This is a genomic window from Agromyces sp. C10, assembly GCF_023217995.1.
Taxonomy (GTDB): domain Bacteria; phylum Actinomycetota; class Actinomycetes; order Actinomycetales; family Microbacteriaceae; genus Agromyces; species Agromyces indicus.
The window spans coordinates 145014-168355 of the sequence record NZ_JALPSX010000008.1 but is presented as its reverse complement, the minus strand read 5'-3'; the positions used below and the strand labels follow the sequence as shown (position 1 = coordinate 168355).

Sequence of the window (23342 nt, the reverse complement as noted above, 5' to 3'; positions counted from 1 at the left end):
AAGGATATCGCCCGGTGGAGTCCCAAGACAGGGGCTTGCCTCGCCGCTCCGCCGGTGTCAAGCCTCTGGCCCGGGTGCCCGAGGTCGCGTAGGAAGGATGAGGAGGGATGCACCCGCGTCCCAGCCGAGGAGGGTGATGACGATGACGACGCACCACGGCACGACGGCCCGACCGGTCGTCGAAGTGGTCCCGCTGACCCCGACCACCTGGCGAGTGTGCGACTCACGCCGAGACGGAGACACGAAGCGGATCGTCGGCTACATCACGACGGCCCAGGACGGGTTCGAGATGCTCTGGATGCGGCCGCGCCCGGGCGTCATGTACCGCTACGACACCTTCGACGACGCCGTGGATGCCACGGCGACCCGACTGCGGCTCCTGCGCAGCTGAGCCGCACCGGATCGGTGCCCCTGGAGGGACTCGAACCCCCAACCCTTTCCTTAGGACGGAACTGCTCTTCCATTGAGCTACAGAGGCTGACCGCACGAGTCTACCGGCCCCGTGCGGGCCTGGCGGCCCGGGCAGGGCGGCACGCGCGCGCGTCGGACCGGAGTGTCGACGTCGCTCAGTTGTAGCCGAGCACGACGATCGCGGAGGTCGCCGGGGCGAGCTCGTCGACGAAGGCGATCTCGTCGGTCCGGTCGTCGTCGGAGGGCTGCGTCATCGCGGTCACCTGCTTCTTCCGTGGGGGATGCCGGTCAGGCTAACCGCCCGCGGCCGGCGAGGTCATTGGCCGGAACGTCCAAGTTCCGTACCGCGATTCGCCATGATGTCGCACGGTCGCCGGTCGGCGCACGCCGGCTCAGGCGGGCGGATACAGGTACAGGGCGTCGCCGACCGAGATCGTGCGCCGGTGATACGAGTGGTCGGAGTTCCAGTTGTACTCCTCGATCGTGACCGTGCCGTCGCCGTTCACCGCCTGCACGTACGCGACGTGGTTGTAGGGGAACCACGCCACCGCGCCGACCACCGGCTCGCTGCTCGTCGGCCAGCCCTTCGAACGCCACGAGTCGGCCCACGTCCAGGCGCTGCCGGAGGCGAGGTTCGACCAGTCCCACTTCCACGGCGCGCCGTACACGCCCGCGTCGCGGTTGAGCCGCCACGCGACGAAGTCGACGCATTCGCGGTAGTAGTACCGGAGCGGGGAGAGCCCGCCGCCGTAGTCGTCGGGCGTCTCGTACCACCATGGATAGTCGTCGCCCTCGGCCTGCTGCGCGACCCGGGCGTAGTCCCCCGTGGCCGCCCGTGAGGCGAGCTCTGCGGCGCGAGCCTCGGCCTCCGCCTCGGCGGCCGCCGCGGCCGCGGCGTCGATCTCGGCCTTGGTCGTGACCGCGTAGCCGTCGGTGGACAGCGTCGCCCCGCCGGCATTGACGGACACCTCGACCGCCTGGGCCTCGGCCACCGACAGGCTGAACTGGGTCGGCCCGCCGGGCAGTCGGCCGCCCGGCAGGAACGCGTAGGCCGGCAGTGCGAGCGTGCCGACGAGCGCGGGCACGATCAGCACGGTGGCCGCGACCCGGGCCGGGCCGTTGCGGCGAGCGCGGCGGGCAGACGGCGCTGCGGCCGACCGTGCCGGCACGAGATGGGCGTCGTCGCGGACTCGCCGGACGCCGGGGCGTCGCTCGGTCCGCCGTCTCGGCCGGGTGGGGGGCTGGCCGATCGCGTCGTCACCGTTCAAGGGTCGTGAACCTCCGGGACCCGCGTCCGGAGGGCTCCGGATGCGGGAGGCGTACAGGTCGCGGAGAGGGGGGTCGCTCCGGACTCGTACCACCATAGGGCACGGCTCCGAGCCGTGCCAGCGTCCCCGTCGCGGCGTGCCGCGAGGTCGGGCGGCGTCAGGCGGCCTGTCCGAGGAAGTCGCTCCACTGCGGCAGGGGGCGCTCGAATCCGCGCACGACCCAGCCGCGTCCGTGCGGCATCCGCGGCGTGATGCGGAGGTCCCAGCCCATCTCCGCCGGCGTGTGGTCGCCCTTGGCGTTGTTGCAGCGCAGGCAGCACGCCACCAGGTTCTCCCAGGTGTCGCGGCCTCCGCGGGAGCGCGGGAGCACGTGGTCGATCGTCGCCGCCGACTTGCCGCAGTAGGCGCACCGGTGCTCGTCGCGCCGAAGCACGCCGCGGCGGCTCACGGGGACCTGGTGGACCCGAGGGGTCCGCACGTACCGGGTCAGGAGGATCACGCTGGGGCGGACCCAGTCGCCGTTGGCGCCGTGCACCGGATTGCCCTCGTCGTGGAGGATGACGGTGGCCTTCTCGTTCATCACGAGGAGCAGCGCTCTCTTGAACGAGACGACGGCGAGGGGCTCATATCCGGCGTTCAGCACCAGGGTGCGCATGACGTGCCTTTCGATCGGTGCTGGATGGCTTCCAGCCGCGTGAAGGGATCGACGACACGGATGCCGCGGGGCGGAGCGCACTCCCCCGGAAACGCGAAACGGGCACCGTCGTGAAGACAGTGCCCGTCGGCATCCCGGCGCAGTCGCGACTCGGCTGACTGCTGCGTCGCTGGTCGTAGAGCGCGCGCGCACCCGCGGAATGGGTGCTGCTGCGCGGAACGACCATCGACTTCCCCTACCCGGTATTCGGATCGTCAGAACCCAAGGCTACGACACGAATGGCGTGCCGGGTCCTCCCGGCACGCCATTTCGCATCACGCTTCATGCGTCGTTCACGCGTCAGATGCGCACGATCCAGTAGTCGCTGGTCCAGATCGGCTGGATCCGGACGACGGTGCCCTCGTAGGGGGCGTGCAGGATCTGGCCGTCGCCGGCGTAGAACCCGATGTGCCCCGACATGACGACGAGGTCGCCCGGCACCGCCTCGGACAGCGGGATCTGCGTGCCCGCCGCGCCCTGCGCAGTGGACGAGTGCGGGAGGTCGATGCCGAACTGCGCGTAGACGTACTTGACGAGACCCGAGCAGTCGAACCCCGCGGGCGTCGCACCGCCGTAGACGTACGGCACGCCGAGGTACTGCTGGGCCACGGAGAAGACGGCCGACGGGCTCGCGGCGCCGGACACCTGCGCCGGAGCGTACTGGCTGGCCTCGGCGGCGTAGGAGGTCATCGCCGCGGCGGCGGCCTGACGGGCCTCCTCTGCGGCGCGGGCCTCCTCGGCGGCGCGGATCTCCTCGCCGGAGACGGCGTCGTAGCCGTCCTGCGAGAGCGGCGCGGCGATCACGTCGTCGGCCACGTCGACGGCCTGCGGCTGCGCCTTGGTCAGCTGCGTCTCGGCGGTGGCGCCGAACTGGATCCCGTCGGTGCCGGGGGCGAACGCGTACGCCGGGATGGCGAACGTGCCCACGAGGCCGGCGGCGACGGCCATGACGACGACGTTCTTCGCGCCGCCGGAGCGCATGCGGCGGCCGAGCGAGCGGTGCTCGCGGCGCACCGGCGCCGGCGCGGTCTCGGTGCCGACGGGCGCCGAGGGCGTCTCGCGGCGGACGAGAGCGGTTCGGATGGGGGGCTTGGGGGAAGTGGTCGCGCGGGAGCGCCGGGGGAATCGAGCCAAAACGTGTCCTCCGCCCCACGACGCCGGAGCATCGTCCCACCTTGTGCGCCGGGGGCGCGTCACGGGTATCGGGGGCGAGCGGTGGGCACCGGAGGCGTCTCGACCCTGTTCCGCCGACTGGCTTGGCGCCGGCGGACTCGATCGAGGATACGCGACGCTCGGCCGATTGTCACATTTCGATCACGGAGCGGCGGAATCGCTTTCCGCAGGCGCCCCGGACGCCGCGGATCAGCGGCGCGGGAGCCCGGTCAACCGTGCTCGAGCGCGGTGCCCGAGACCACGCGCGGAGCGGCGCCGGGAAGCTCGGCGCGGGCCGAGCCCGCGTCTGGCGCCTCGGGCGCGGCGCCCGCATCGCCGATGAAGAGGTGGCCGGCCATGCCGACCGGCATCGGCAGCGCCTCGTGCCCGGCGGCCTCGGCAACGACGAGGTCGCCCTCGCGGCGGAACTCGACGACCGCACCGGGGAGGATCCCGGCGCCCTTGAACCGGGCGAGCAGCTCGGGGTCGAACTGGGCCGGCTCCGCCAGCCGGCGGATGACGCCCGTCGCGCGGCCCGACCCCTCGTCGAGGGCCGTCAGCACGTTGCGCACCCCGGACATGAACGGCGCGGCGGGCTCGACACCCAGCTCCTCGAGGCCGGGGATGGGGTTGCCGTACGGCGAGTGCGTCGGGTTGCCCAGGATCTCGACGAGGCGGCGCTCGACCTGCTCGCTCATGACGTGCTCCCACCGGCAGGCCTCGTCGTGCACGTACTCCCAGTCGAGCCCGATGACGTCGGCGAGCAGCCGTTCGGCGAGCCGGTGCTTGCGCATCACGTGCACGGCCTTGCTCCGCCCGGCCTCCGTGAGCTCGAGGTGGCGATCGCCGGAGACGACGACGAGCCCGTCGCGCTCCATGCGGGCGACGGTCTGGGACACGGTCGGCCCGGAGTGCCCGAGGCGCTCGGAGATGCGGGCGCGCAGCGGCACGATGTGCTCCTCCTCGAGGTCGAGGATGGTGCGCAGGTACATCTCGGTCGTGTCGATGAGATCCGTCAACTCACTCCTCCTCGGCCATGGGGCGCGTCCGACCCACAAGCCTACTTGTCCCCGCCGGACCGGGAGCCGGCACGGGGAGCGGCCGGATCCGACACCGCGACGGTCCGGGCCCGCGTCATCCGCCGCCATGGCGAACGGGGCTCGCCGTAGGATCGGACCATGCCTGAGCTCGTCATCCCCTCGTCGCTCCTGCCCGCCGACGGCCGCTTCGGCTGCGGACCGTCGAAGGTGCGGCCCGAGCAGCTCGCGCACCTGGCCGAGGTGGGCCCGCGCCTGCTCGGCACGTCCCACCGGCAGGCGCCGGTGAAGCAGCTCGTCGGCCGCGTCCGCCGGGGCATCGCCGACCTGTACGCCCTGCCCGACGGCTACGAGGTGGTGCTCGGCAACGGCGGCTCGACCGCGTTCTGGGATGCCGCCGCGTTCGGGCTGATCGAGCGCCGCGCGCAGCTCGCCTCGTTCGGCGAGTTCGGCGCGAAGTTCGCCAAGGCCGCCGCCGCCCCGTGGCTCGAGGCACCCGACGTGCGGAAGGCCGAACCCGGTTCGCGCGCCGACGCGGCGCCCGTCGAGGGCATCGACGTGTACGGCTGGCCCCAGAACGAGACGTCCACGGGCGTGCAGGCGCCCGTGCGCCGGGTGCACGGCGACGAGGGCGCCCTCACGGTCATCGACGCGACCAGCGCCGCCGGCGGGGTCCTCGTCGACCCGGCCGAGTTCGACGTCCTCTACTTCGCGCCGCAGAAGAACTTCGCCTCGGACGGCGGGATCTGGTTCGCGATCATGTCCCCGGCCGCCATCGAGCGCATCGAGCGGATCGCCGCGTCCGAGCGGTACATCCCCGAGTTCCTCTCGCTGAAGAACGCGGTCGACAACTCGCGCCTCGACCAGACGCTGAACACGCCCGCACTCGCGACCCTGCTCCTCCTCGAGAACCAGCTCGAGTGGATGAACGCGTCCGGCGGGCTCGCCTGGGCCGACGCGCGCACGCGCGAGTCGTCGGGCGTCCTCTACGACTGGGCCGAGTCGCGCGAGGTCGCGAGCCCGTTCGTCGCCGACCCGGCGCACCGCTCGCAGGTCGTCGTCACCATCGACTTCGACGAGTCGACGGATGCCGCGGCCCTGGCGAAGACGCTCCGGTCGAACGGCATCGTCGACACCGAGCCGTACCGGAAGCTCGGCCGCAACCAGCTGCGCGTGGCGACGTTCACCGCGATCGAGCCGGACGACGTGCGGGCCCTCACGGCGTCGCTCGACTGGGTGCTCGAGCAGGCCCGATAGGGTTTCGGCCATGCGGCTGTGGCTCAGGGAGTCCGAGCGGCGTCCCGATCCGGCGCCGGTCCGGACCGATGCGCGCAAGGCGCTGCTGGCGGGCACGGCCGCCTGGGCCGTGGTGCTCGTGGTCGCCCTGGTGATGCGCGACTGGCTCGACTCGATCGGCGCGGGCTGGTTCGTCACCGCCGCGATCATCGGCGTGGCCCTCGGCCTCGTCGGACTCGCGGTGGTGCAGCTGCGCCGTCGGGGCCGGCGCGACCCGGCCGACCGCGACTCAGTCGACTGAGCCGGGCGTCTCCGCCTCGTCGTCGACGACTGCCTCGTCAGCGGCGTCGTCGTCAGCTGCGTCGTCGTCAGCCGCGTCGTCGTCCACGGCTGCGTCGTCAGCGTCGGCGTCGTCAGCGTCGGCGTCGTCGGCGAGCGCGTCGATGTCGATCCCGTCGAACACGTCGTCGTCGTCGGCCGCGGCGTCGTCGGCGTCGTCCGCATCGTCATCGGCGTCGTCGTAGCCGTCGTCCGTCGCATCCGCGTCGTCGGGCCCGGCGTCGCCGTCGTCGCCCGATCCGTCGCCGTCACCGTCGACCTCGTCGCCCGTCGCGGCCGCGGCCGCCGCAGCCTGCGCGGCCCGGTACTCGGCCAGTCGCTCCGACCACGGCACCCACTCCGGCGCGAGCAGCGCGCGCTCGCCGGGCAGCAGCTCGGTCTCGAGCACCGTGGGCTCGCCGTCCTCGACGCGCGCGAGCGTGACGCTCCAGTGCCAGCCCGGGTACCCGGTCAGGTCGGCCGCGAAGTGCAGCGAGAGCACGTGCTCGCCCTCGGCGACGTGACCGATCACCGAGCCGACGGTCTCCGGTGCCGTCACCTCGAGCAGCGCGCGCTGCGCGAGCGCCACCGAACCGAGCAGCACCTCGTCGGGCGCCCATGAGGGTGCCGGGGCCTGCTCGGCCGTCTCGTCCGGGCCGGCGGGCTCGAGCTCGGGTGCGTCAGACATCCAGCTCGTCCGCGACACGCCGCAGCAGCGCCGCGATCTTCCGGCTGTGCGCGTTGTCGGGGTAGCGGCCGCGCTTGAGGTTGGCGCCGATGCCGTCGAGCACCTTCACGAGGTCCTCGACGATGACCGCCATGTCGTCGGCCGGCTTGCGGTTCAGGCGCGCGAGACTCGGCGGCGCGTCGAGGACGCGGACCGAGAGGGCCTGCGCACCGCGCTTGCCCTCGGCGACGCCGTACTCGAGGCGGCTGCCCGAGCGGACGGTCGCTCCGGCGGGAAGCGCCGAGGCGTGGAGGAAGACCTCCTGGCCGTCATCGCCCTGGATGAAGCCGAACCCCTTCTCCTCGTCGTAGAACTTGACCTTGCCGGTGGGCATACGAATGAACCTCGCTCTGTCGTGGGGGCGCGCCGGAACCGCGGCGACGTCGGATTCCAGTCTAGGTCCCGCACGCGAGCGGGGCGGCTGGGCCTATTCTGGACGGGTGAGCAGTCAGGGTCCCATCGCCGACCAGCGCGTCGAGCGCATCCTCGCCTACATGGTGGCGGCGACCGTGGGCCTGTCGATCATCGCGTTCCTCGCGGTCATGTTCGGCACGCTCGCCGGCGTCGGCGCCGACGACGGGTTCAGCCAGGGCATCTGGCCGTTCGTGCTGGTGCTGCCGCTGATCGGGCTCCCCATCGGGTTCCTCCTTCTCATCGCACTCCTCATCGTCAACGGCGTCCGCCGGTCGAGGGAGTCCCGGCAGGGCTCCGACTGAGACATGCTGGTGCTCGCCGCGAGGCTCCGCGCGCTGCAGCGCGAGCGGCTCGCGGACGCGCTCCGGACCCGCGAATTCGACGCCGCGGGCGTGCGCGACCTGTTCGACCTCGCCGAGGCGATCACCTCGCACGACTCGATCGACCATGCACTGGACCGCCTCGAGCGACCGACCCTCGCCGTCCTCGCGGCGAGCGCCGCCACCGCCGACGACGCGGGGTGGACCTCGAGCGCCCTCGTCGACGCCGAGCTGGCTCGGCTCGGCGCCGCCGAGCCGCTGGCGGATGACGCGGCTTCCGCCCTCGACCGGCTGGATGCCTCGCTGCTCGCGCTGCGCGACGGCGACCGCGTGCACGTGCCCGGCGAGGTGCGCGCCCGCCTGGCCGCACGGCTCGGCGACGACCTGCCCGACGCCGAGGCGCTCGCCGCGCCCGCACCGCCGGTGGCCGTGCGGGCCGACCGCCCCGACCACGGCCTGCTCGAGCGTCGCGCGGCCGAGGCCGCGTACGCGACGGTCGCCGCGACCGCCGAGCTGCTCGCCGGACTCGCCGCGCAGCCCGCGCGCGAACTCGCGAAGGGCGGGCTCGCACTGCCCGACGCCAAGCGACTCGCCGAGGCGACCGGCGTCGACCTCGCCGAGCTCCCCCGGCTCGTCCGTCGCGCCATCGAGGCCGGCCTCGTCATGCGAGACGGTCCCGTGTGGCTCGAGTCGGACCGCGGCGCCGAGTGGGCGATGAACGCCACCGCGGCGCGCTGGACCCGCCTCGCCGAGTCGTGGCGCGAACGCATCCCGGCCGCGCTGCGCGACCTCGTCGTGCGCCGCAGCGAGGGGCTCAGCGCGAGCTCGGTGCGCGACGACGCGACCTGGTACTACCCCGGCGGCGGCCGCTGGCTCGCCGACGGCCTCGATCGACTGCTCGAGGACGCCGAGGCGCTCGGCCTGGCGGTCGCGGGCGAGCCCGTCGAGACGGCGCGTCTCGTGCTCGCGGGCGATCTCACGGGCGCGGCCGAACGCCTCGCGCGGCACTTCCCCCACCAGGTCGACCGCGTCTACGTGCAGCACGACCTGACGATCGTCTCGCCGGGCCCCCTCGAGCCGTCGCTCGACGCGCGGCTGCGCGGCTTCGCCGACGTCGAGGGGCGCGACCTCGCCTCGAGCTACCGGGTGACCGCGGCATCCGTCAATCGCGCACTCGCCGCGGGCGAGACCGCCGAATCCATCCGCTCGTTCCTCGAGTCCATCTCGCTGACCGGCATCCCGCAGCCGCTCGAGTACCTCGTGGGCGAGTCGGCGGCGCGATTCGGCAGCGTGCGGGTGAGCGCGGCGGATGCCTCCGACGCCCCCGCTCGTTCGTCCGTCCGCTCGGACGACGCGCAGCTGATCGGCACCCTCGCGGTCGACCAGTCGCTCTCGGCGCTCGGCCTGCGCCAGGCCGGGCCGCACCGCCTGATGTCCCGCTTCCCGCCGGACGTCGTGTTCTGGGGTCTCAGCGACGCCCGCTACCCCGTCGCCGCGGAGGACGCGCAGGGCCGCATCATCCGGCTGCGCCGCCACCACGTGGGCCACGTCCCGGCTGCGGCGCCCCGCTCCGATCCGATCGAGGACCTGCTCGACCGGATCGCCGAGGCCGACGCGGGCGGGGGAACCGAGCAGGCGTGGCTCGCGCGCCAGCTCGAGGCCGCGGCCCGGGCGAAGGAGACCCTGACGGTGACCGTGCGGATGCCCGGCGGCGACACGGCCGACTACCTGCTGGCGCCCGCGAGCGTCGCGAACGGACGACTGCGCGCCCGCGACCGCAAGGCCGACATCGAGCGCACCCTCCCGATCTCGGCGATCGCCGCGGTCGCTCCGGCGCCCGCCGGCAGTTGAGTCCGCGTCGAGGCGCCGAGGCGACCGCTCCGGGTGACCTCGGAGGATCCGGGCATAGACTGGTCCGCTATGTCAGACGGCCCCCTGATCGTCCAGAGCGACCGCACCGTGCTCCTCGAGGTGGCGCACCCGCTCGCCGAGGACGCGAGGCACGACCTCGCGATCTTCGCCGAGCTCGAACGCGCGCCCGAGCACATCCACACGTACCGCATCACGCGGCTCGGACTGTGGAACGCGCGCGCGGCCGGACACACGGCCGAGGACATGCTCGGCACGCTCGAGCGGTATGCGAAGTTCCCCGTGCCGCAGACCGTGGCTGTCGACATGCGCGAGACGGTCGGGAGGTACGGCCGGCTGGTGGTCGACCGCACGGATGACGGCGCACTGCGGCTCCGCAGCGACGACCTCGCGGTGCTCACGGAGGTCGCGGGCGCCAAGCGCATCGCGCCCCTGCTCACCGAACGCATCGACGAGGCCAGCTTCCTCGTCGAGGCGTGGGCGCGCGGGCAGCTCAAGCAGGAACTCGTGAAGCTGGGCTGGCCGGCCGAGGACCTCGCCGGCTACACGCCCGGCACGCCGCATCCGATCGACCTCGAGCAGAACGGATGGCACCTGCGCGACTACCAGCAGAAGGCCGTCGACAACTTCTTCGACGGCGGCTCGGGCGTCGTCGTCCTGCCGTGCGGCGCGGGCAAGACCCTCGTCGGCGCGGGCGCGATGGCGACCGCGAAGACCACGACGCTCATCCTCGTCACGAACACCGTGTCGGCGCGGCAGTGGCGCGACGAGCTGCTGAAGCGCACGTCGCTCACCGCCGACGAGATCGGCGAGTACTCGGGCCAGGTCAAGGAGATCAAGCCCGTCACCATCGCGACCTACCAGATCCTGACGGCGAAGCGGAAGGGCGAGTACGCCCACCTCGCGCTCCTCGACGCGCTCGACTGGGGCCTCGTGGTCTACGACGAGGTGCACCTGCTGCCCGCGCCGGTGTTCAAGCTCACGGCCGAGCTGCAGGCGCGCCGCCGCCTCGGGCTGACCGCGACCCTGGTCCGCGAGGACGGGCGGGAGGGCGACGTCTTCTCGCTCATCGGGCCCAAGCGCTTCGACGCGCCGTGGAAGGAGATCGAGGCGCAGGGCTTCATCTCCCCCGCGGCCTGCTACGAGGTGCGCATCGACCTGCCGCAGTCCGAGCGGCTCGCGTACGCGGCATCCGCCGACGACGAGCGATACCGGCTGGCGGCCACCGCGCCGGCCAAGCTCGGAGTGGTGAAGGAACTCGTGGCGCGGCACGCGGGCGAGCGGATCCTCGTCATCGGCCAGTACCTCGACCAGATCGAGGAGCTCGCCGACGCGCTCGGCGCACCCCAGCTGACCGGCGCGACTCCGGTCGACGAGCGCGAGCGGCTGTTCCAGGAGTTCCGCGACGGGACCACGCCGGTGCTGGTCGTGTCGAAGGTCGCGAACTTCTCGGTCGACCTGCCCGAGGCGACCGTCGCCATCCAGGTCTCGGGCTCGTTCGGCTCGCGGCAGGAGGAGGCGCAGCGACTCGGACGCCTGCTGCGGCCGAAGGAGTCGGGTCTCTCGGCCAACTTCTACACCCTGGTCGCGCGCGACACGGTCGACCAGGACTTCGCGCAGAACCGGCAGCGCTTCCTCGCCGAGCAGGGCTACTCGTACACGATCCTCGACGCGCACGCCCTGGCGGCCTGAGGCTCGGCGGGCATCCGCCGGTCGGGGCCCGCTGCGTCTTCTCCGGTGAGGCGCGCTACGTCTCGTCGACGCGGTCGGCACGCCCGCGCCCGGCGCGCCGGCCGACCCACCAGGCGAGCCGATCGAGCAGGATCACGAGCGCCGAGAGCACGGAGATGTACACGAGCACCTCGAGCATCGCCACGAACGAACCGAGCGCGCCGAGCTCGTCGGTGTCGAGGAACGGGTAGGGGAAGCGGTCGGGGACCTCCGGCAGCGCGAGGGCGCGCCAGAGGAAGATCATCCCGTACGCGAACGGGTACAGCACCCACCATCCGATGTCGCGCCAGCGGACGACGCGGTGCGGCCCGAACAGCACCCAGTCCACGAGCACCATCACGGGGACCACGTAGTGCACCGCGAAGAGCGCCCGCTCCGACAGCTGCTCGCGCGGGTCCTCGACGAACAGGCCCGGGATCGGATTCGCCAGGTCGTTCAGCAGCACGTGCGACACGATCATGGTCGTGAGGATCCAGACCGTGACGCCGCCGCGCAGGCGCGGTGCGGGTGGCGCCGTCGTGGCGCGCCGCACCATCCAGTACAGCGCCGCGGCGTAGTAGCCGAAGACGATGACGTTGCTCTGCGTCGTGAAGTACGCCAGGCGCCGTTCCGCGGCGATGAGTCCCCAGAGCACCACGACGACGATCGCGACGCGCCACCAGAATTGCGGGGTCGCCCACACGTTCACGCGACGCTCCTCGCGCGTCCCGGGGTCGCTCATCGCCTGTTCCGACGCCTCGATCGCCACCCGGTCACCCTCCTCGTCGAGCGGTCGCCGCGCGCGCCGCAGGCCGAATCTAGGCACGCGCCCGGCCACTGTCAACCGGCCCGGCCGTAGCGGAGGAACAGCATCCGCTCCCCCGCGATCGCGTGCACGAGGCGCATGCGGCGGGCGACCTCGTGCGCCGACGACGCCGTGCGCGGCGCGTCGCCCGCGACGATCGTCGGACTGAGCGTGAGGCACGTCTCATCGACGAGGTCGGCCTCGGCGAGCGCGCCGTACAGGCCGGGACCGCCCTCGCAGAGCACGGACGGCATGCCGCGAGCGGCGAGCTCGTCGAGCGCCCCTCCCAGGTCGACGCGGTGCTCGCCCGAGACGATCACGTCGGCGACCTCGGCGAGCGCCGCGCGGCGGTCGGCGGGCGCGTGCTCGGACGTGACGACGAGCGGTCGCGCGACGGCGTCCGTGAAGAACGGATGCCGCGGCGGGAGCCCCAGCCGCGAGGAGACCACGGCGAACCTGGGCTGCGGTTCGCGGCCGCGCGCGGTCCGCCATGCGGCATCCGCGTCGACCACGGCGGCGCCGCCGTAGCCCTCTGCTTCGACCGTGCCGGCGCCGACGAGCACCACGTCGGCGTGCGAGCGGAGGACCGACAGCAGTCGCTGGTCCTCGTGGTCGCCGAGGCTGCCGCTGCGTCCGCCGAGCGTCGCGGCGCCGTCGAGGCTCGCGACCATGTTCACGCGGCAGAACGCCGCGGCGCCCGGCGCGCCCGCGTCGACCACGTCGACCGCGTAGGCGGCGTGCATGCGGTCGGCGTCGAAGCGCGCCCGGCCGGGGCCGACGGATGCCGCGCCGCTCATGCCGCGCCGCCGGGCATGTTGTGCTCGAGGAAGGCGGGCTCGCGCCATCCCTCGATGGCCTCGACCATGCGGACCGCGTCGACGGTCTCGCGCACGTTGTGCACCCGGACGATGCGGGCGCCCCGACCGATGCAGTACACGGCGGCGGCGAGCGACCCGGCGAGGCGGTCCCGACGGTCGCGGCGACCCAGGCTCTCGCCGACGAAGTCCTTGTTCGACAGCGCCACGAGCAGGGGCGGCCCGATCGACGCGATCTCGTCGAGCCTCCGCGTGAGCTCCAGTGAGTGCCGGGTGTTCTTGTTCAGGTCGTGGCCCGGGTCGATCACGATCCGCTCCGGCGGCACCCCGTGCGCGAGCGCGAGGTCGATGCGTTCCCGGAGGAACGTCGACACCTCGGCGACCACGTCGCCGTAGGTCGGCGCGGGGTGCGGCGTGCGCGGCGCGGCGAGGCTGTGGGTGATGACGATCGTGGCATCGCTGTCGGCGACGACGTCGGCCATGGCGGGGTCGTGGATGCCGGTGGTGTCGTTGATGACGTGCGCGCCCGCGTCGATGGCGCGGCGGGCGACCTCGGGCTGGAACGTGTCCACCGAGACGACCGCGGCCGTACCCGCGAGCGCCGCGACGACCGGCACGACGCGGTCCGCCTCCTCGTCGACGGGCACGGGCGGACCGGGCGCGAACTTCGCCCCGCCGATGTCGACCCAGTCGGCCCCCTCGTCGAGGGCGGCGTGCGCGGCGGCGACCGCACGGTCGAGCTCGAACGTGGCACCCCGGTCGTAGAACGAGTCCGGGGTGCGGTTCACGATCGCCATGACCGCGACCTGACGCGAGAAGTCGAACTCGCGCGGGCCGATCCGGCGACGACCGACGGCCGTCATCGGAGGCTCCCCCGGACCTGCGCCGGTCTCTTCACGCGCCATGACGCGAGTCTCCCACGCCCGGGGCGCCCGGACGGCGCTCATGGCATCCGCTCGTCGCCCGTTCGAGCGATTCCCAGCCAAGTTCCAGCCCACGCGCAGGAGAATCGGGGGCATGAGCGACGGACCTCGAATCCTCATCGTCGACGACGAGCCCAACATCCGCGATCTCCTCACGACCAGCCTCCGCTTCGCCGGCTTCGCGGTGCGCGCCGTGGCCAACGGCGCGCAGACGATCTCGGCGGTGCTCGAGGAGGAGCCCGACCTCATCATCCTCGACGTGATGCTGCCCGACATGAACGGCTTCGGCGTGACCAAGCGCCTGAGGTCCGCCGGCTACACCGCGCCGATCCTCTTCCTCACCGCGAAGGACGACACCGAGGACAAGATCACCGGCCTCACCGTCGGCGGCGACGACTACGTCACCAAGCCCTTCAGCCTCGACGAGATCGTCGCGCGCATCCGCGCCATCCTGCGCCGCACCATGCACGCCGAGGAGGACGCGGTGATCCGCACCGGCGAGCTCACCATGGACCAGGACACGCACGAGGTGCTCGTGGGCGACACCCCGGTCGAGCTCTCCCCCACCGAGTTCAAGCTGCTGCGCTACCTCATGCTGAACCCGAACCGGGTGCTCTCCAAGGCGCAGATCCTCGACCACGTCTGGGAGTACGACTTCAACGGCGACGCCGGCATCGTCGAGAGCTACATCTCGTACCTGCGCCGCAAGCTCGACCAGCACTCCTCCGAGCCGCTCATCCAGACCAAGCGCGGCTTCGGCTACATGCTGAAGTCGTCGAAGCCGTAGTCCAGCGCCGGTACAGGGTGCCTGCGTAGACTCGCCGACGCCATGCATCAGAGCCTCGCCGACCGCTGGAGCCGCGTCTCGCTCCGCACCAAGATCACGGGCGTCACCGTGCTCATGCTGACGCTCGGGCTCCTCGTGTCCGGCATCGGCACCGCGGCGATGCTGCGCACCTACGTCGAGGCGCAGCTCGAGTCCAAGCTCAGCGCCATCGCGTCCGGCGACCTCGACAAGTACTTCGACGGCGGACCGGGCTCCGGCCGCGACGCCGGCGGCCTGGACTTCAGCGACGCGAACGACGACGTGTTCATCGCGCTGTACGACGCGCGCACGGGCGAGTTCCGCGACCACAACTGGAAGGACCGCGACCCGTCGACCTACCCGATGCTGCCGGAGCGGCTGACGCAGGGCGAGGTGTACGCGTGGAACTCCAGCGGGGGCTTCCGCGTCTTCTCCCTCTACGACGCGGGCGGCGAGCCGACGTTCCGGGGCGTCTACGCGGTGGTGACGGCCGACCAGCAGGGCGGGCTCGCGCCGATCATCGTCGCGATCTCCTCGCGCGACACCGAGCGGATCCTCGCGGCGTACCTGACGATCTTCCTCGGCTTCGGCCTCGGCGTCGTGCTCGTCGGCGCGCTGCTCACCCGGATGCTCGTGACCTCGACGTTCGCGCCCCTGCGGGAGGTCGAGCGCACGGCGGCCGCGATCGCCGACGGCGACTTCGGCCAGCGGCTCGGCGGCGCGACGCCCAACACCGAGGTCGGCCGGCTGAACCGCTCGCTCAACACGATGCTGAACCGCATCGACCGGGCGTTCCGCGACCGCGCACGCACGATCGACCAGATGCGGCGATTCGTCGGCGACGCGTCCCACGAGCTCCGCACGCCGCTCGTCTCCGTGCGGGGCTACGCCGAGCTCTACCGGATGGGCGCGCTGCAGACCCCCGAGGACGTCGCGCAGGCGATGGACCGGATCGAGAAGGAGGCCATCCGGATGGGCGGCCTCGTCGAGGACCTGCTCGCCCTCGCACGCCTCGACGAGGCGAAGCCGCTCGACCTCGCCGAGGTCGACCTGGTGCCGCTCGCGCGCGATGCCGCGCTCGACGCGATGGCCGCGAACCCCGGCCGCGTGGTGACGGTGATCGCGCCCGAGGAGGTGCGAACGGGCTCGAACGACACGGTGCCGGCCGACGTCGAGGTCGACCTCGATTCCGCGACGACGCGTCCCGGTGGCGCGATGGCGCTCGCCGGCGCGACGCTCGCGCGCCTCCGGGGACGCCGCACGCCGACCTCGGCTGAGAACGGCGGACGCACCCGACGCGGTCGCGGGTCGCGTGGAGCCGCGACGCGCACGGGCGAGCTGGCCCTGCCCGCGGCCACCCGCACGGGCGACCTGGCCGCGCCCACGCGCACCGGCGAGCTCTCGGTACCCGCCGCCGGGGGCCAGTCCGGCGAGGCGCCCATCGTCCCGGTTCGCCGCGCGGTGGTCCTGGCCGAGGAGAACAAGGTCCGGCAGGTCATCACCAACCTCATGGGCAACGCCATGCGCTTCACCCCCGAGGACAGCCCGATCGAGATCCGCGTCTCGGTGGACGACGCGGCCGAGCGCGCGGTGCTCGAGATCATCGACCACGGCGAGGGCATCCCGCCGCAGATCCGCGAGAAGATCTTCCAGCGCTTCTGGCGGGCCGACACCTCGCGCACGCGCGAGACGGGCGGATCGGGACTGGGACTGGCGATCGTCTCCTCGATCGTGAGCGCGCACAACGGCCAGGTCGACGTGGTCGAGACGCCCGGTGGCGGCGCGACCTTCCGCGTGGCGCTGCCCCTGGCCGGGTCGTCGGCGGCGCCGCACCCGGTCGCGACCTCCTGAGCCCGACGGGCCGGTCCTCCGGGGCCAGGACCGCTCCTCCCCACCTCTCCCGCGGGGGCGATCGGGCAACGGATGCCGCGGCACCCGTCGTGCCCCCGGTCGCGCCCGCGTAGCGTCCGACGGGCACCCCGGGAGGTTCCCGGGGCTCCCGACGAGAGGACCATCCATGACCCGATACCAGGTCGACAGCGAGCAGGTCGCGGCGGCGACCGCGAGTGCGCAGGGCACGATCGGACGCATCCAGTCGGAGGTCGCGTCGCTCGTCGCCCAGCTGACGGGCCTGCAGGCCTCGTGGTCGGGCCAGGCGGCGACGGCGTTCCAGGCGGCGGTGACCGACTGGCGCGCCACGCAGCAGCAGGTCGAGCAGAGCCTCGCAGGGCTGAGCCAGGCGCTCGGCGCGGCGGCGTCGCACTACGCCGACGCCGAGTCGGCCAATGCCCGGCTGTTCCTGCGCTGAGCGCTCGACACGACGACGAAGGGCGCCTCCCGGAGGAGGCGCCCTTCGCGCGTGGTGGTGCCGTGCGGACTAGAAGTCCATGCCGCCCGTCGGGTCGGCGGGAGCCGCAGCAGCCTTCTCGGGCTTGTCGGCGACGACGGCCTCGGTGGTGAGGAAGAGGCCGGCGATCGACGCGGCGTTCTGCAGCGCCGAGCGGGTGACCTTCGCCGGGTCGATGATGCCCTGCGCGATGAGGTCGCCGTACTCGCCGGTCGCGGCGTTGAGGCCGTGACCCGCGGGGAGCTCGGAGACCTTGTTCGCCACGACGCCCGGCTCGAGGCCGGCGTTGAGGGCGATCTGCTTGAGCGGCGCCTCGATGGCCACGCGCACGATGTTCGCGCCCGTCGCCTCATCGCCCTCGAGCGTGAGGGTCTCGAACGCCTTGGCACCGGCCTGGATGAGGGCGACGCCACCACCGGCGACGATGCCCTCCTCGACGGCGGCCTTCGCGTTGCGGACGGCGTCCTCGATGCGGTGCTTGCGCTCCTTGAGCTCGACCTCGGTGGCCGCGCCCGCCTTGATGACGGCGACGCCGCCGGCGAGCTTGGCGAGGCGCTCCTGGAGCTTCTCGCGGTCGTAGTCCGAGTCGGTGTTCTCGATCTCCGAACGGATCTGGGCGACGCGGCCCGCGATCTGGTCGGGGTCGCCCGCGCCCTCGACGATGGTGGTCTCGTCCTTGGTGATGACGACCTTGCGCGCCTGGCCGAGCAGGTCGAGGGTCGCGTTCTCGAGCTTGAGGCCGACCTCCTCGGAGATGACCTGGCCGCCGGTGAGGATCGCGATGTCCTGGAGCTGGGCCTTGCGGCGGTCGCCGAAGCCCGGCGCCTTGACGGCGACCGACTTGAAGATGCCGCGGATCTTGTTCACGACGAGCGTGGCCAGGGCCTCGCCGTCGACGTCCTCGGCGATGATCAGGAGCTGCTTGCCCGACTGGATCACCTTGTCGACGATCGGGAGCAGGTCCTTGATGTTCGAGATCTTCTGGTTGGCGATGAGGATGTACGGGTCCTCGAAGACCGCCTCCTGGCGCTCGGGGTCCGTGACGAAGTACGCCGACAGGTAGCCCTTGTCGAAGCGCATGCCCTCGGTGAGCTCGAGCTCGGTGCCGAAGGTGTTCGACTCCTCGACGGTGACGACGCCCTCCTTGCCGACCTTGTCGATCGCCTCGGCGATGATCTCGCCGATCTGGGGGTCGGCGGCCGAGATGGACGCGGTCGCGGCGATCTCGTCCTTGGTCTCGACCTCCTTCGCCGTCGCGAGCAGCTGCTCGGAGACGGCCGTGACGGCCTTCTCGATGCCGCGCTTCAGCGAGATGGGGTCGGCGCCGGCGGCGACGTTGCGGAGGCCCTCGCGCACGAGCGCCTGGGCGAGCACGACCGACGTGGTGGTGCCGTCACCGGCGACGTCGTCGGTCTTCTTCGCGACCTCCTTGACCAGCTCGGCGCCGATCTTCTCGTACGGGTCGTCGAGCTCGATCTCCTTGGCGATCGACACGCCGTCGTTGGTGATGGTGGGGGCGCCCCACTTCTTCTCGAGGACGACGTTGCGGCCGCGCGGGCCGAGGGTCACCTTGACCGCGTCGGCGAGCTGGTTGAGCCCGCGCTCGAGACCGCGGCGGGCCTCCTCATCGAAAGCAATGATCTTTGCCATGTGTGTCTCTCGTCCCTTCCGGACGTTCAAAGATTCCAAGGGTTAGCACTCAAAACGAGTGAGTGCTAAAGCGATTCTGGCACTCACCCGGCCCGAGTGCAAGCGAGCGACGGATGCCGCATCCCCCGGGAACGCGGAAGCGCCGCCGGGCGAGCCGACGGCGCTTCGACGCTGAGGGGATCAGGCGGGGCGGACCGCCTCGGCCTGGGGGCCCTTGGAGCCTGAGCCGACCTCGAAGGTCACCTGCTGGCCCTCTTCGAGCACCTTGTAGCCCGCCATGTCGATCGCGGAGTAGTGGACGAAGACGTCCTGACCGCCCCCGTCGACGGTGATGAATCCGTAGCCCTTTTCAGCGTTGAACCACTTCACGGTTCCGTTCGCCATGCGTTGCTCCCATGTTGCCGAGTTTCCGAGTCAGCACGTGCCTTCGCCTGTACCGGGCCGTCGACGTGCCGACACGGCGCCGGGGCCCGGCACCGGATGCTCCACACGCGATCGAGCGGCCGAATCCAGATAGTCACAGCGCGCGCGCCCGGCACAAGGGTTCCGCGGTCCCGAATGGTCGCAGAATGGCAACGATTCGGTCACCGTCAGCGGCCGGACGCCTCCACGTAGTCCGCCCCGAGCACCACGACGAGCTGCATGCCGGTCGCCCCGTACTCCTCCGAGAGCCGGACGTCGCCGACGGGCAGCAGCCCCAGCACTCCGCGGGCCGCGCCCTCGAGCTCCGGCGCCGCGTAGTACACGACGGTGGTCTCGATGTCGGACGTGTCGGCGTTCGAGGTGATGCCCACCGTGAGCCCGCTCGCCGTCAGCGTCTCGCCGACGCTCGCCGCCAGGCCCGAGGTGCCCGTACCGTTCAGCACCGCGACCGGGACGTCGGGCGCCAGGGTCGGCGGCGCCGTCGCCACCGGAGTCTGCGTGGGGACCGGCTGCCCCCCGCCGAAGTCGAGCCGGTCGTTGTAGACGCTCACCGCGGCGATGCCCGCACCGGCCAGCACGACCGTCGCGAGGGCGGCCCAGCCGAACGCGATCCACCGGGCGCCACGGCGGGCGGGGGCACGGTGCGCGCCGACGCGCTCGATACCGTGCGGGATCGAATCGAACCGGTCTCGGGGGAACTTCTGCGTCATGGATCCTGCCGGGGTCGTGGTCGGCCCGTCTCGATCGCCGCGCCGGTGGGGATGGCGCGTTCGGCCCGCGCCGCCGCCCGCGCCGCGCGCTGCCGCTGCAGGCGCTTCACGAGCATGGGATCGTGCCGCAGGGCGGCGGGGTCGTCGACGAGTTCGGCGAGCAACCGGTAGTACCGGGCCGGCGAGAGATCCAGCTCGTCGCGGATCGCATCGGCCTTCCGCGCCGGGTCGCGCCACGCGCGCGCCTCGAAGGCGAGGATGCGCCGACGTCGCTCGTCGAGTCCGTCCGTGCTCCGGTGCGTGGTCGCGGAGTCGGGGTCGGGCCTGCCTGCGGCGTCCATCGCACCTCCTCGTCGGTCTCGGTCGGCGGTCGCCCGCTCGTCTGACGACATCCTAGAGAGCGGATGCCGCGCACCCGCCGCACTCGGGCGGAGCGCCGTCACGGAACACGCGTCGAGCGTCATGCGTTGCACCGCACGTCGCCGGAACTGCGACGATGGGATGACCGCACACGACGAGGAGACCGCATGCCGTACGAGGTGGAGAAGTCCGAGGAGCAGTGGCGAGAGGAGCTCGGCGACGAGCGCTACGCCGTGCTCCGCGGTGCCGGGACCGAGCGCGCGTGGACCGGCGAGCTGCTCGACGAGGAACGCGCCGGCGTCTACGCGTGCGGCGCCTGCGGCGCCGAGCTGTTCAAGAGCGGCACGAAGTTCGACTCCGGATGCGGCTGGCCGAGCTTCTACGAGTCGGTCCGGCCCGAGGCGGTCGAGCTCCTCGAGGACACCTCGCTCGGCATGGTGCGCACCGAGGTGCGCTGCGCGCGCTGCGGCTCGCACCTCGGCCACGTCTTCCCCGACGGCTTCGGCACGCCCACCGGCGACCGGTACTGCATGAACTCGATCGCCCTCGACTTCACGCCCGAGTCCTGAGCGTGGCATCCGTGCGCGAGGCGGCGCTCGCCCGCCGGTCGTGGCCCGAGGTGACGGATGCCGCACCCGGCGACGACGAGCTCCGCGACCTGCTCGAAGCGGCCGGTCGGGTCGCCGACCACGCGTCGCTCGCCCCGTGGCGCGTGATCGCCGTGCGCGGCGACGCCCGCGCCCGCGTGGGCCGGTCGCTCGCGGCCGCCGCCGGCGCCGAGGGAGCCGCGGCCGAGAAGCTCGCGGCGAAGCCCCTGCGCGCCCCGCTCCTGCTCGCAGTCGTCGCCTGCACGAGGCCGCATCCGAAGGTCCCCGAGTGGGAGCAGGACGCCGCGGCGGCCGGGGTCGCCCACCTGCTCTCGCTCCTGCTCGACGAGGCCGGGTGGGGCGTGATGTGGCGGACGGGGCCGCTCACGCGGCATCCGCTCGTCGCCGACGCACACCACCTCGCCCCGGGCGAGCACCTGCTGGGGTGGCTCTACGTCGGCGGCCGGCCGGAACGCGTCCGCCCGGAGCGGCGCGTGGGCCCCGACGTGGCGCAGCGGTTCAGCTCGTTGGCCTGACGGCCGCGGTCGACCCGGTGACCGGCTCGGGCTCCGGCGGCGCCGCGTGCTTCGCTCGCCCCCAGCGGATGCTCGCCAGCGCGACCGCGACGAGCGCCAGCACCGTGCCGCCGACCGTGGCCAGCCCGACGGGGCGGCCGGTGGCCGGCAGGAGCAGGTCGAGCGCGAGCGCCGCCGTGAGCTGCCCGGCCACGAGCCCCAACGCGAGCAGCAGCACCCCCACGCGGCGCACCAGCACGGCCTGCGCGGCGATGAACACGCAGCCGATCGCGCCGCCCGTGTAGAGCCACCAGTCGGCGGGCATGCGATCGGGCCAGCCGACGGATGCCGCATGCACGAGCATCACGCCGACGAGCACCGCCGTGCCCACCGCGAAGTTGGCGACGGTCGCGGCGAGCGCGCTCGCCGACGCGGTGCGGACCCGCCCGTTCATCGCCTGCTGCCAGGAGGCGCCGATGCCGGCCGTGAACGGCAGGAGCATGACCCACAGCGGGACCGACTCGGACACCTGCGCGGAGACCGCCCACCCCACCGCCGCGAGCGCGAGCACGGCGCCCGCGACGCGCGCGACCGACAGGGGCCGGCGCCCTCCGGGACCGATGCCGATCACGTCGAACACGACCCCGCCGAGCGTCTGTCCGGCGACGATCCCGATCGTGAACAGGGCGACGCCGAGGACGCCGACGGCGATGCCCTGAGTCGCGACGAACCAGGCGCCCGCGACGCCGCCGAGCAGCATCCACCACGGCACCGCGCCGGCGCGGAACGCGACGCCGAGGCGGACGAGCCCGCGGCGCCCCCCGGGCCACGCCGCCGCGAGCACCAGGAGGAGCACGAGGCCGGACCCGAACGAGATCACCGCAGCGACGGAGTAGTCGTCGAGGGCGCGCGCCAACTGCCCGTTCACCCGGGACTGCAGCGCCACGAGGCCGCCGGACACCACGGTGAGGGCGATGGCGACCCACATCGGCACCCGCGAATCGGCCGCGTGCGCGTGCGGGGGCGAGTGGTGCGGATGACTCGCCGCGCCGCCCGCTGCGGGCTGCGACGACGGGGCGGGTGTGCTCGACATGGAGCCGGCTACGGGACTCGAACCCGTAACCACCGCTTTACAAGAGCGGTGCGCTACCAATTGCGCCAAGCCGGCGTGACTCCCCCACATCCTACCGATCGCGGCGCGAGCGGACGACGACGGCCCGGCCCCGCGAGGGGACCGGGCCGTCGACTCGACCGGAGCGGCGCTCAGCCGGCGGGGGTCGGGGTGGGCGTCGGCGTCGGCGTGCCGTTGGACTCCGAGTAGCTCTGGCCGGCCGCCTGCAGCACGAACGCGCGGAACTCGGCCGGGTCCTCGAGCGAGCCGACGTACTGCTTGCCGTTCACCAGCACCGTCGGCGTGCCCTTGACCGACTCGAGCTCGGAGTTCGGGATCGGCTGGGTCAGTGCCCGGTTGGTGGCATCCTCGACCCAGCTCTTGAACCGCGTCTCGTCGATGCACTCGTCGACCGACGAGGACGCGCCGGCCTCGGCGGCGAGCGCCTTGATCTCGTCGTTCGAGAGGCCCGCCGAGAGCTCCTCCGGCTGGTTCTCGAACATGAGCGCGTTGAAGTCGAAGAACGCCTCGGGCGACCGGTCGGCCACGCACGCCGCGGCGTTGGCGGCGCGGAGCGAGTACTGGGTGCCGGCGGACTTGTTCGTGAGGATGGCGATCGGGTGCACCTCGAGCGTCGCGGCGCCCTGCTCGACCATCGTGCGCATCGACTCGGAGTTCGTCTGCTCGAACTGGCCGCAGTAGGGGCAGAGGTAGTCGACGTAGACGACGATGTTCGCGACCGTGCCGCTGTCGTCGGGCTCGCTCGGCGTCGGCTCGCCGTTCGCGGGGATCGCGCGGGTCGAGACCGGCTCGATGCCGCTCTCGCCGCCGACGAGCAGGATGCCGTCGCTGGCCATGTTCTGCGGGCCGGGGCCCTCGGGACGGACGCTGTTGAAGATCATCGTGCCGATGAGCGCCGCGATGGCGAGCACCACGACGATGACGCCGCCCTGGATCAGGAACTTCTTGCGGCGGTCCTTCCGCCGCTGCTCCTCGCGCAGCAGGCGGGCCTTCTCACGGGCCGCCTCGCGTCGCTCGTTGCGGCTGGGGCGCGGCTGGATGGATCCAGTGCTCATCGATGGTCAACTCCGGGTCAGCTGTGGGGGCGCGCGGGGATGCAGGCGCACGCACCGTT

At 72.6% G+C, this 23342-nt stretch carries 26 protein-coding genes and 2 tRNA genes; 11 read left to right on the top strand and 17 right to left on the bottom strand.

Annotated features, from left to right (window positions below):
* Nucleotides 1-136: 136 nt before the first annotated feature.
* A complete protein-coding gene (locus M1L56_RS10930) occupies nt 137-391 on the top strand; it encodes a hypothetical protein (RefSeq protein ID WP_248599243.1) in 255 nt (84 codons plus the stop codon).
* 15 nt (nt 392-406) lie between these two features.
* On the opposite strand, the gene M1L56_RS10925 is transcribed toward M1L56_RS10930, so the two are convergent.
* The 5 genes from M1L56_RS10925 to M1L56_RS10905 form a co-directional block, all read right to left on the bottom strand.
* Nucleotides 407-478 (bottom strand) — tRNA-Arg (locus M1L56_RS10925).
* Between the two features lie 325 nt (nt 479-803).
* Complete coding sequence (locus M1L56_RS10920; protein ID WP_248599242.1) at nt 804-1496, bottom strand: CHAP domain-containing protein; 693 nt, start codon at nt 1494-1496, stop codon at nt 804-806.
* Between the two features lie 340 nt (nt 1497-1836).
* Nucleotides 1837-2334: an HNH endonuclease gene (locus tag M1L56_RS10915; RefSeq protein WP_067948660.1), complete on the bottom strand. Its 498-nt coding sequence runs from the start codon at nt 2332-2334 to the stop codon at nt 1837-1839.
* 339 nt (nt 2335-2673) lie between these two features.
* Nucleotides 2674-3507 (bottom strand): C40 family peptidase, encoded by an 834-nt coding sequence (locus tag M1L56_RS10910; RefSeq protein ID WP_067948663.1) that lies wholly within the window; start codon nt 3505-3507, stop codon nt 2674-2676.
* A gap of 248 nt (nt 3508-3755) precedes the next feature.
* A complete protein-coding gene (locus tag M1L56_RS10905; protein WP_082847158.1) occupies nt 3756-4544 on the bottom strand; it encodes a metal-dependent transcriptional regulator in 789 nt (262 codons plus the stop codon).
* 159 nt (nt 4545-4703) lie between these two features.
* Between M1L56_RS10905 and serC the strand changes: the two genes are divergently transcribed.
* Together serC and M1L56_RS10895 are read left to right on the top strand one after the other, a co-directional pair.
* Nucleotides 4704-5819: a phosphoserine transaminase gene (gene serC / locus M1L56_RS10900; RefSeq protein ID WP_248599241.1), complete on the top strand. Its 1116-nt coding sequence runs from the start codon at nt 4704-4706 to the stop codon at nt 5817-5819.
* Nucleotides 5820-5829: 10 nt separating this feature from the next.
* Complete coding sequence (locus tag M1L56_RS10895; RefSeq protein WP_067948667.1) at nt 5830-6099, top strand: DUF2530 domain-containing protein; 270 nt, start codon at nt 5830-5832, stop codon at nt 6097-6099.
* On the opposite strand, the gene M1L56_RS10890 is transcribed toward M1L56_RS10895, so the two are convergent.
* Together M1L56_RS10890 and M1L56_RS10885 are read right to left on the bottom strand one after the other, a co-directional pair.
* On the bottom strand, nt 6088-6804 hold the full coding sequence (locus tag M1L56_RS10890; protein ID WP_248599240.1) for a DUF3027 domain-containing protein: 717 nt from the start codon (nt 6802-6804) through the stop codon (nt 6088-6090). The two genes, M1L56_RS10895 and M1L56_RS10890, sit on opposite strands and share 12 nt — an antisense overlap.
* A complete protein-coding gene (locus M1L56_RS10885) occupies nt 6797-7177 on the bottom strand; it encodes a cold-shock protein (protein ID WP_067948668.1) in 381 nt (126 codons plus the stop codon). The genes M1L56_RS10890 and M1L56_RS10885 overlap by 8 nt, the downstream gene beginning before the upstream one ends.
* Nucleotides 7178-7283: 106 nt before the next feature.
* On the opposite strand from M1L56_RS10885, the gene M1L56_RS10880 reads away from it, so the two are divergent.
* From M1L56_RS10880 to M1L56_RS10870, 3 genes are all read left to right on the top strand, one after another.
* Nucleotides 7284-7559: a hypothetical protein gene (locus M1L56_RS10880; protein WP_067948671.1), complete on the top strand. Its 276-nt coding sequence runs from the start codon at nt 7284-7286 to the stop codon at nt 7557-7559.
* Between the two features lie 3 nt (nt 7560-7562).
* Nucleotides 7563-9428, top strand: a complete 1866-nt coding sequence (locus M1L56_RS10875; RefSeq protein ID WP_067948673.1) for a helicase-associated domain-containing protein — start codon at nt 7563-7565, stop codon at nt 9426-9428.
* Between the two features lie 69 nt (nt 9429-9497).
* Nucleotides 9498-11138 (top strand): DNA repair helicase XPB, encoded by a 1641-nt coding sequence (locus M1L56_RS10870; protein ID WP_067948675.1) that lies wholly within the window; start codon nt 9498-9500, stop codon nt 11136-11138.
* Between the two features lie 55 nt (nt 11139-11193).
* Here M1L56_RS10870 and M1L56_RS10865 read toward each other — a convergent pair whose 3' ends face one another.
* The 3 genes from M1L56_RS10865 to folP all read right to left on the bottom strand — a co-directional run bounded on the left by M1L56_RS10865 (nt 11194) and on the right by folP (nt 13639).
* A complete protein-coding gene (locus M1L56_RS10865; protein WP_248599239.1) occupies nt 11194-11898 on the bottom strand; it encodes a Pr6Pr family membrane protein in 705 nt (234 codons plus the stop codon).
* 98 nt (nt 11899-11996) lie between these two features.
* A complete protein-coding gene (locus M1L56_RS10860) occupies nt 11997-12758 on the bottom strand; it encodes a pyrimidine reductase family protein (protein ID WP_248599238.1) in 762 nt (253 codons plus the stop codon).
* Nucleotides 12755-13639, bottom strand: coding sequence for a dihydropteroate synthase (folP, locus tag M1L56_RS10855; protein ID WP_248599237.1), 885 nt, complete (start codon nt 13637-13639; stop codon nt 12755-12757). The genes M1L56_RS10860 and folP overlap by 4 nt, the downstream gene beginning before the upstream one ends.
* Nucleotides 13640-13793: 154 nt before the next feature.
* On the opposite strand from folP, the gene M1L56_RS10850 reads away from it, so the two are divergent.
* The 3 genes from M1L56_RS10850 to M1L56_RS10840 all read left to right on the top strand — a co-directional run bounded on the left by M1L56_RS10850 (nt 13794) and on the right by M1L56_RS10840 (nt 16812).
* Entirely contained in the window at nt 13794-14486 is a 693-nt protein-coding gene (locus M1L56_RS10850) for a response regulator transcription factor (RefSeq protein WP_067948682.1), read from the top strand.
* Nucleotides 14487-14528: 42 nt separating this feature from the next.
* The gene (locus M1L56_RS10845) at nt 14529-16355 is read left to right on the top strand and encodes a cell wall metabolism sensor histidine kinase WalK (protein WP_248599236.1); all 1827 of its coding nucleotides are present in this window, start codon (nt 14529-14531) and stop codon (nt 16353-16355) included.
* Between the two features lie 166 nt (nt 16356-16521).
* Nucleotides 16522-16812, top strand: coding sequence for a WXG100 family type VII secretion target (locus M1L56_RS10840; protein ID WP_248599235.1), 291 nt, complete (start codon nt 16522-16524; stop codon nt 16810-16812).
* Between the two features lie 69 nt (nt 16813-16881).
* On the opposite strand, the gene groL is transcribed toward M1L56_RS10840, so the two are convergent.
* The 4 genes from groL to M1L56_RS10820 form a co-directional block, all read right to left on the bottom strand.
* Complete coding sequence (gene groL / locus M1L56_RS10835) at nt 16882-18501, bottom strand: chaperonin GroEL (protein ID WP_067948688.1); 1620 nt, start codon at nt 18499-18501, stop codon at nt 16882-16884.
* Nucleotides 18502-18681: 180 nt separating this feature from the next.
* Nucleotides 18682-18885, bottom strand: a complete 204-nt coding sequence (locus M1L56_RS10830) for a cold-shock protein (protein ID WP_067948690.1) — start codon at nt 18883-18885, stop codon at nt 18682-18684.
* A gap of 206 nt (nt 18886-19091) precedes the next feature.
* Nucleotides 19092-19634, bottom strand: a complete 543-nt coding sequence (locus M1L56_RS10825; protein WP_067948692.1) for a LytR C-terminal domain-containing protein — start codon at nt 19632-19634, stop codon at nt 19092-19094.
* Entirely contained in the window at nt 19631-19975 is a 345-nt protein-coding gene (locus tag M1L56_RS10820) for a DUF3263 domain-containing protein (RefSeq protein ID WP_067948694.1), read from the bottom strand. The genes M1L56_RS10825 and M1L56_RS10820 overlap by 4 nt, the downstream gene beginning before the upstream one ends.
* A gap of 186 nt (nt 19976-20161) precedes the next feature.
* Between M1L56_RS10820 and msrB the strand changes: the two genes are divergently transcribed.
* Nucleotides 20162-20563 carry a peptide-methionine (R)-S-oxide reductase MsrB gene (gene msrB / locus M1L56_RS10815; RefSeq protein WP_067948696.1) on the top strand — a complete coding sequence of 134 codons (402 nt, stop codon included), beginning with the start codon at nt 20162-20164 and terminating at the stop codon, nt 20561-20563.
* A gap of 2 nt (nt 20564-20565) precedes the next feature.
* Nucleotides 20566-21117, top strand: a complete 552-nt coding sequence (locus M1L56_RS10810) for a nitroreductase family protein (protein WP_067948698.1) — start codon at nt 20566-20568, stop codon at nt 21115-21117.
* Here M1L56_RS10810 and M1L56_RS10805 read toward each other — a convergent pair.
* The 3 genes from M1L56_RS10805 to M1L56_RS10795 all read right to left on the bottom strand — a co-directional run bounded on the left by M1L56_RS10805 (nt 21101) and on the right by M1L56_RS10795 (nt 23283).
* Nucleotides 21101-22189 (bottom strand): DMT family transporter, encoded by a 1089-nt coding sequence (locus tag M1L56_RS10805; protein WP_248599234.1) that lies wholly within the window; start codon nt 22187-22189, stop codon nt 21101-21103. The two genes, M1L56_RS10810 and M1L56_RS10805, sit on opposite strands and share 17 nt — an antisense overlap.
* Nucleotides 22189-22264 (bottom strand) — tRNA-Thr (locus M1L56_RS10800). The genes M1L56_RS10805 and M1L56_RS10800 overlap by 1 nt, the downstream gene beginning before the upstream one ends.
* A gap of 95 nt (nt 22265-22359) precedes the next feature.
* The gene (locus tag M1L56_RS10795) at nt 22360-23283 is read right to left on the bottom strand and encodes a thioredoxin domain-containing protein (protein WP_248599233.1); all 924 of its coding nucleotides are present in this window, start codon (nt 23281-23283) and stop codon (nt 22360-22362) included.
* Nucleotides 23284-23342: the final 59 nt, after the last annotated feature.

Coding starts and splice junctions, on each gene's coding strand:
- M1L56_RS10830 (WP_067948690.1), bottom strand. CDS start 18,885: ATGGCGAACGGAACCGTGAAGTGGTTCAACGCTGAAAAGGGCTACGGA.
- M1L56_RS10860 (WP_248599238.1), bottom strand. CDS start 12,758: ATGAGCGGCGCGGCATCCGTCGGCCCCGGCCGGGCGCGCTTCGACGCC.
- M1L56_RS10845 (WP_248599236.1), top strand. CDS start 14,529: ATGCATCAGAGCCTCGCCGACCGCTGGAGCCGCGTCTCGCTCCGCACC.
- M1L56_RS10795 (WP_248599233.1), bottom strand. CDS start 23,283: ATGAGCACTGGATCCATCCAGCCGCGCCCCAGCCGCAACGAGCGACGC.
- M1L56_RS10825 (WP_067948692.1), bottom strand. CDS start 19,634: ATGACGCAGAAGTTCCCCCGAGACCGGTTCGATTCGATCCCGCACGGT.
- M1L56_RS10885 (WP_067948668.1), bottom strand. CDS start 7,177: ATGCCCACCGGCAAGGTCAAGTTCTACGACGAGGAGAAGGGGTTCGGC.
- M1L56_RS10930 (WP_248599243.1), top strand. CDS start 137: ATGACGATGACGACGCACCACGGCACGACGGCCCGACCGGTCGTCGAA.
- M1L56_RS10850 (WP_067948682.1), top strand. CDS start 13,794: ATGAGCGACGGACCTCGAATCCTCATCGTCGACGACGAGCCCAACATC.
- serC (WP_248599241.1), top strand. CDS start 4,704: ATGCCTGAGCTCGTCATCCCCTCGTCGCTCCTGCCCGCCGACGGCCGC.
- M1L56_RS10895 (WP_067948667.1), top strand. CDS start 5,830: ATGCGGCTGTGGCTCAGGGAGTCCGAGCGGCGTCCCGATCCGGCGCCG.
- groL (WP_067948688.1), bottom strand. CDS start 18,501: ATGGCAAAGATCATTGCTTTCGATGAGGAGGCCCGCCGCGGTCTCGAG.
- M1L56_RS10840 (WP_248599235.1), top strand. CDS start 16,522: ATGACCCGATACCAGGTCGACAGCGAGCAGGTCGCGGCGGCGACCGCG.
- M1L56_RS10890 (WP_248599240.1), bottom strand. CDS start 6,804: ATGTCTGACGCACCCGAGCTCGAGCCCGCCGGCCCGGACGAGACGGCC.
- M1L56_RS10915 (WP_067948660.1), bottom strand. CDS start 2,334: ATGCGCACCCTGGTGCTGAACGCCGGATATGAGCCCCTCGCCGTCGTC.
- M1L56_RS10865 (WP_248599239.1), bottom strand. CDS start 11,898: ATGAGCGACCCCGGGACGCGCGAGGAGCGTCGCGTGAACGTGTGGGCG.
- msrB (WP_067948696.1), top strand. CDS start 20,162: ATGCCGTACGAGGTGGAGAAGTCCGAGGAGCAGTGGCGAGAGGAGCTC.
- folP (WP_248599237.1), bottom strand. CDS start 13,639: ATGACGGCCGTCGGTCGTCGCCGGATCGGCCCGCGCGAGTTCGACTTC.
- M1L56_RS10820 (WP_067948694.1), bottom strand. CDS start 19,975: ATGGACGCCGCAGGCAGGCCCGACCCCGACTCCGCGACCACGCACCGG.
- M1L56_RS10870 (WP_067948675.1), top strand. CDS start 9,498: ATGTCAGACGGCCCCCTGATCGTCCAGAGCGACCGCACCGTGCTCCTC.
- M1L56_RS10875 (WP_067948673.1), top strand. CDS start 7,563: ATGCTGGTGCTCGCCGCGAGGCTCCGCGCGCTGCAGCGCGAGCGGCTC.
- M1L56_RS10805 (WP_248599234.1), bottom strand. CDS start 22,189: ATGTCGAGCACACCCGCCCCGTCGTCGCAGCCCGCAGCGGGCGGCGCG.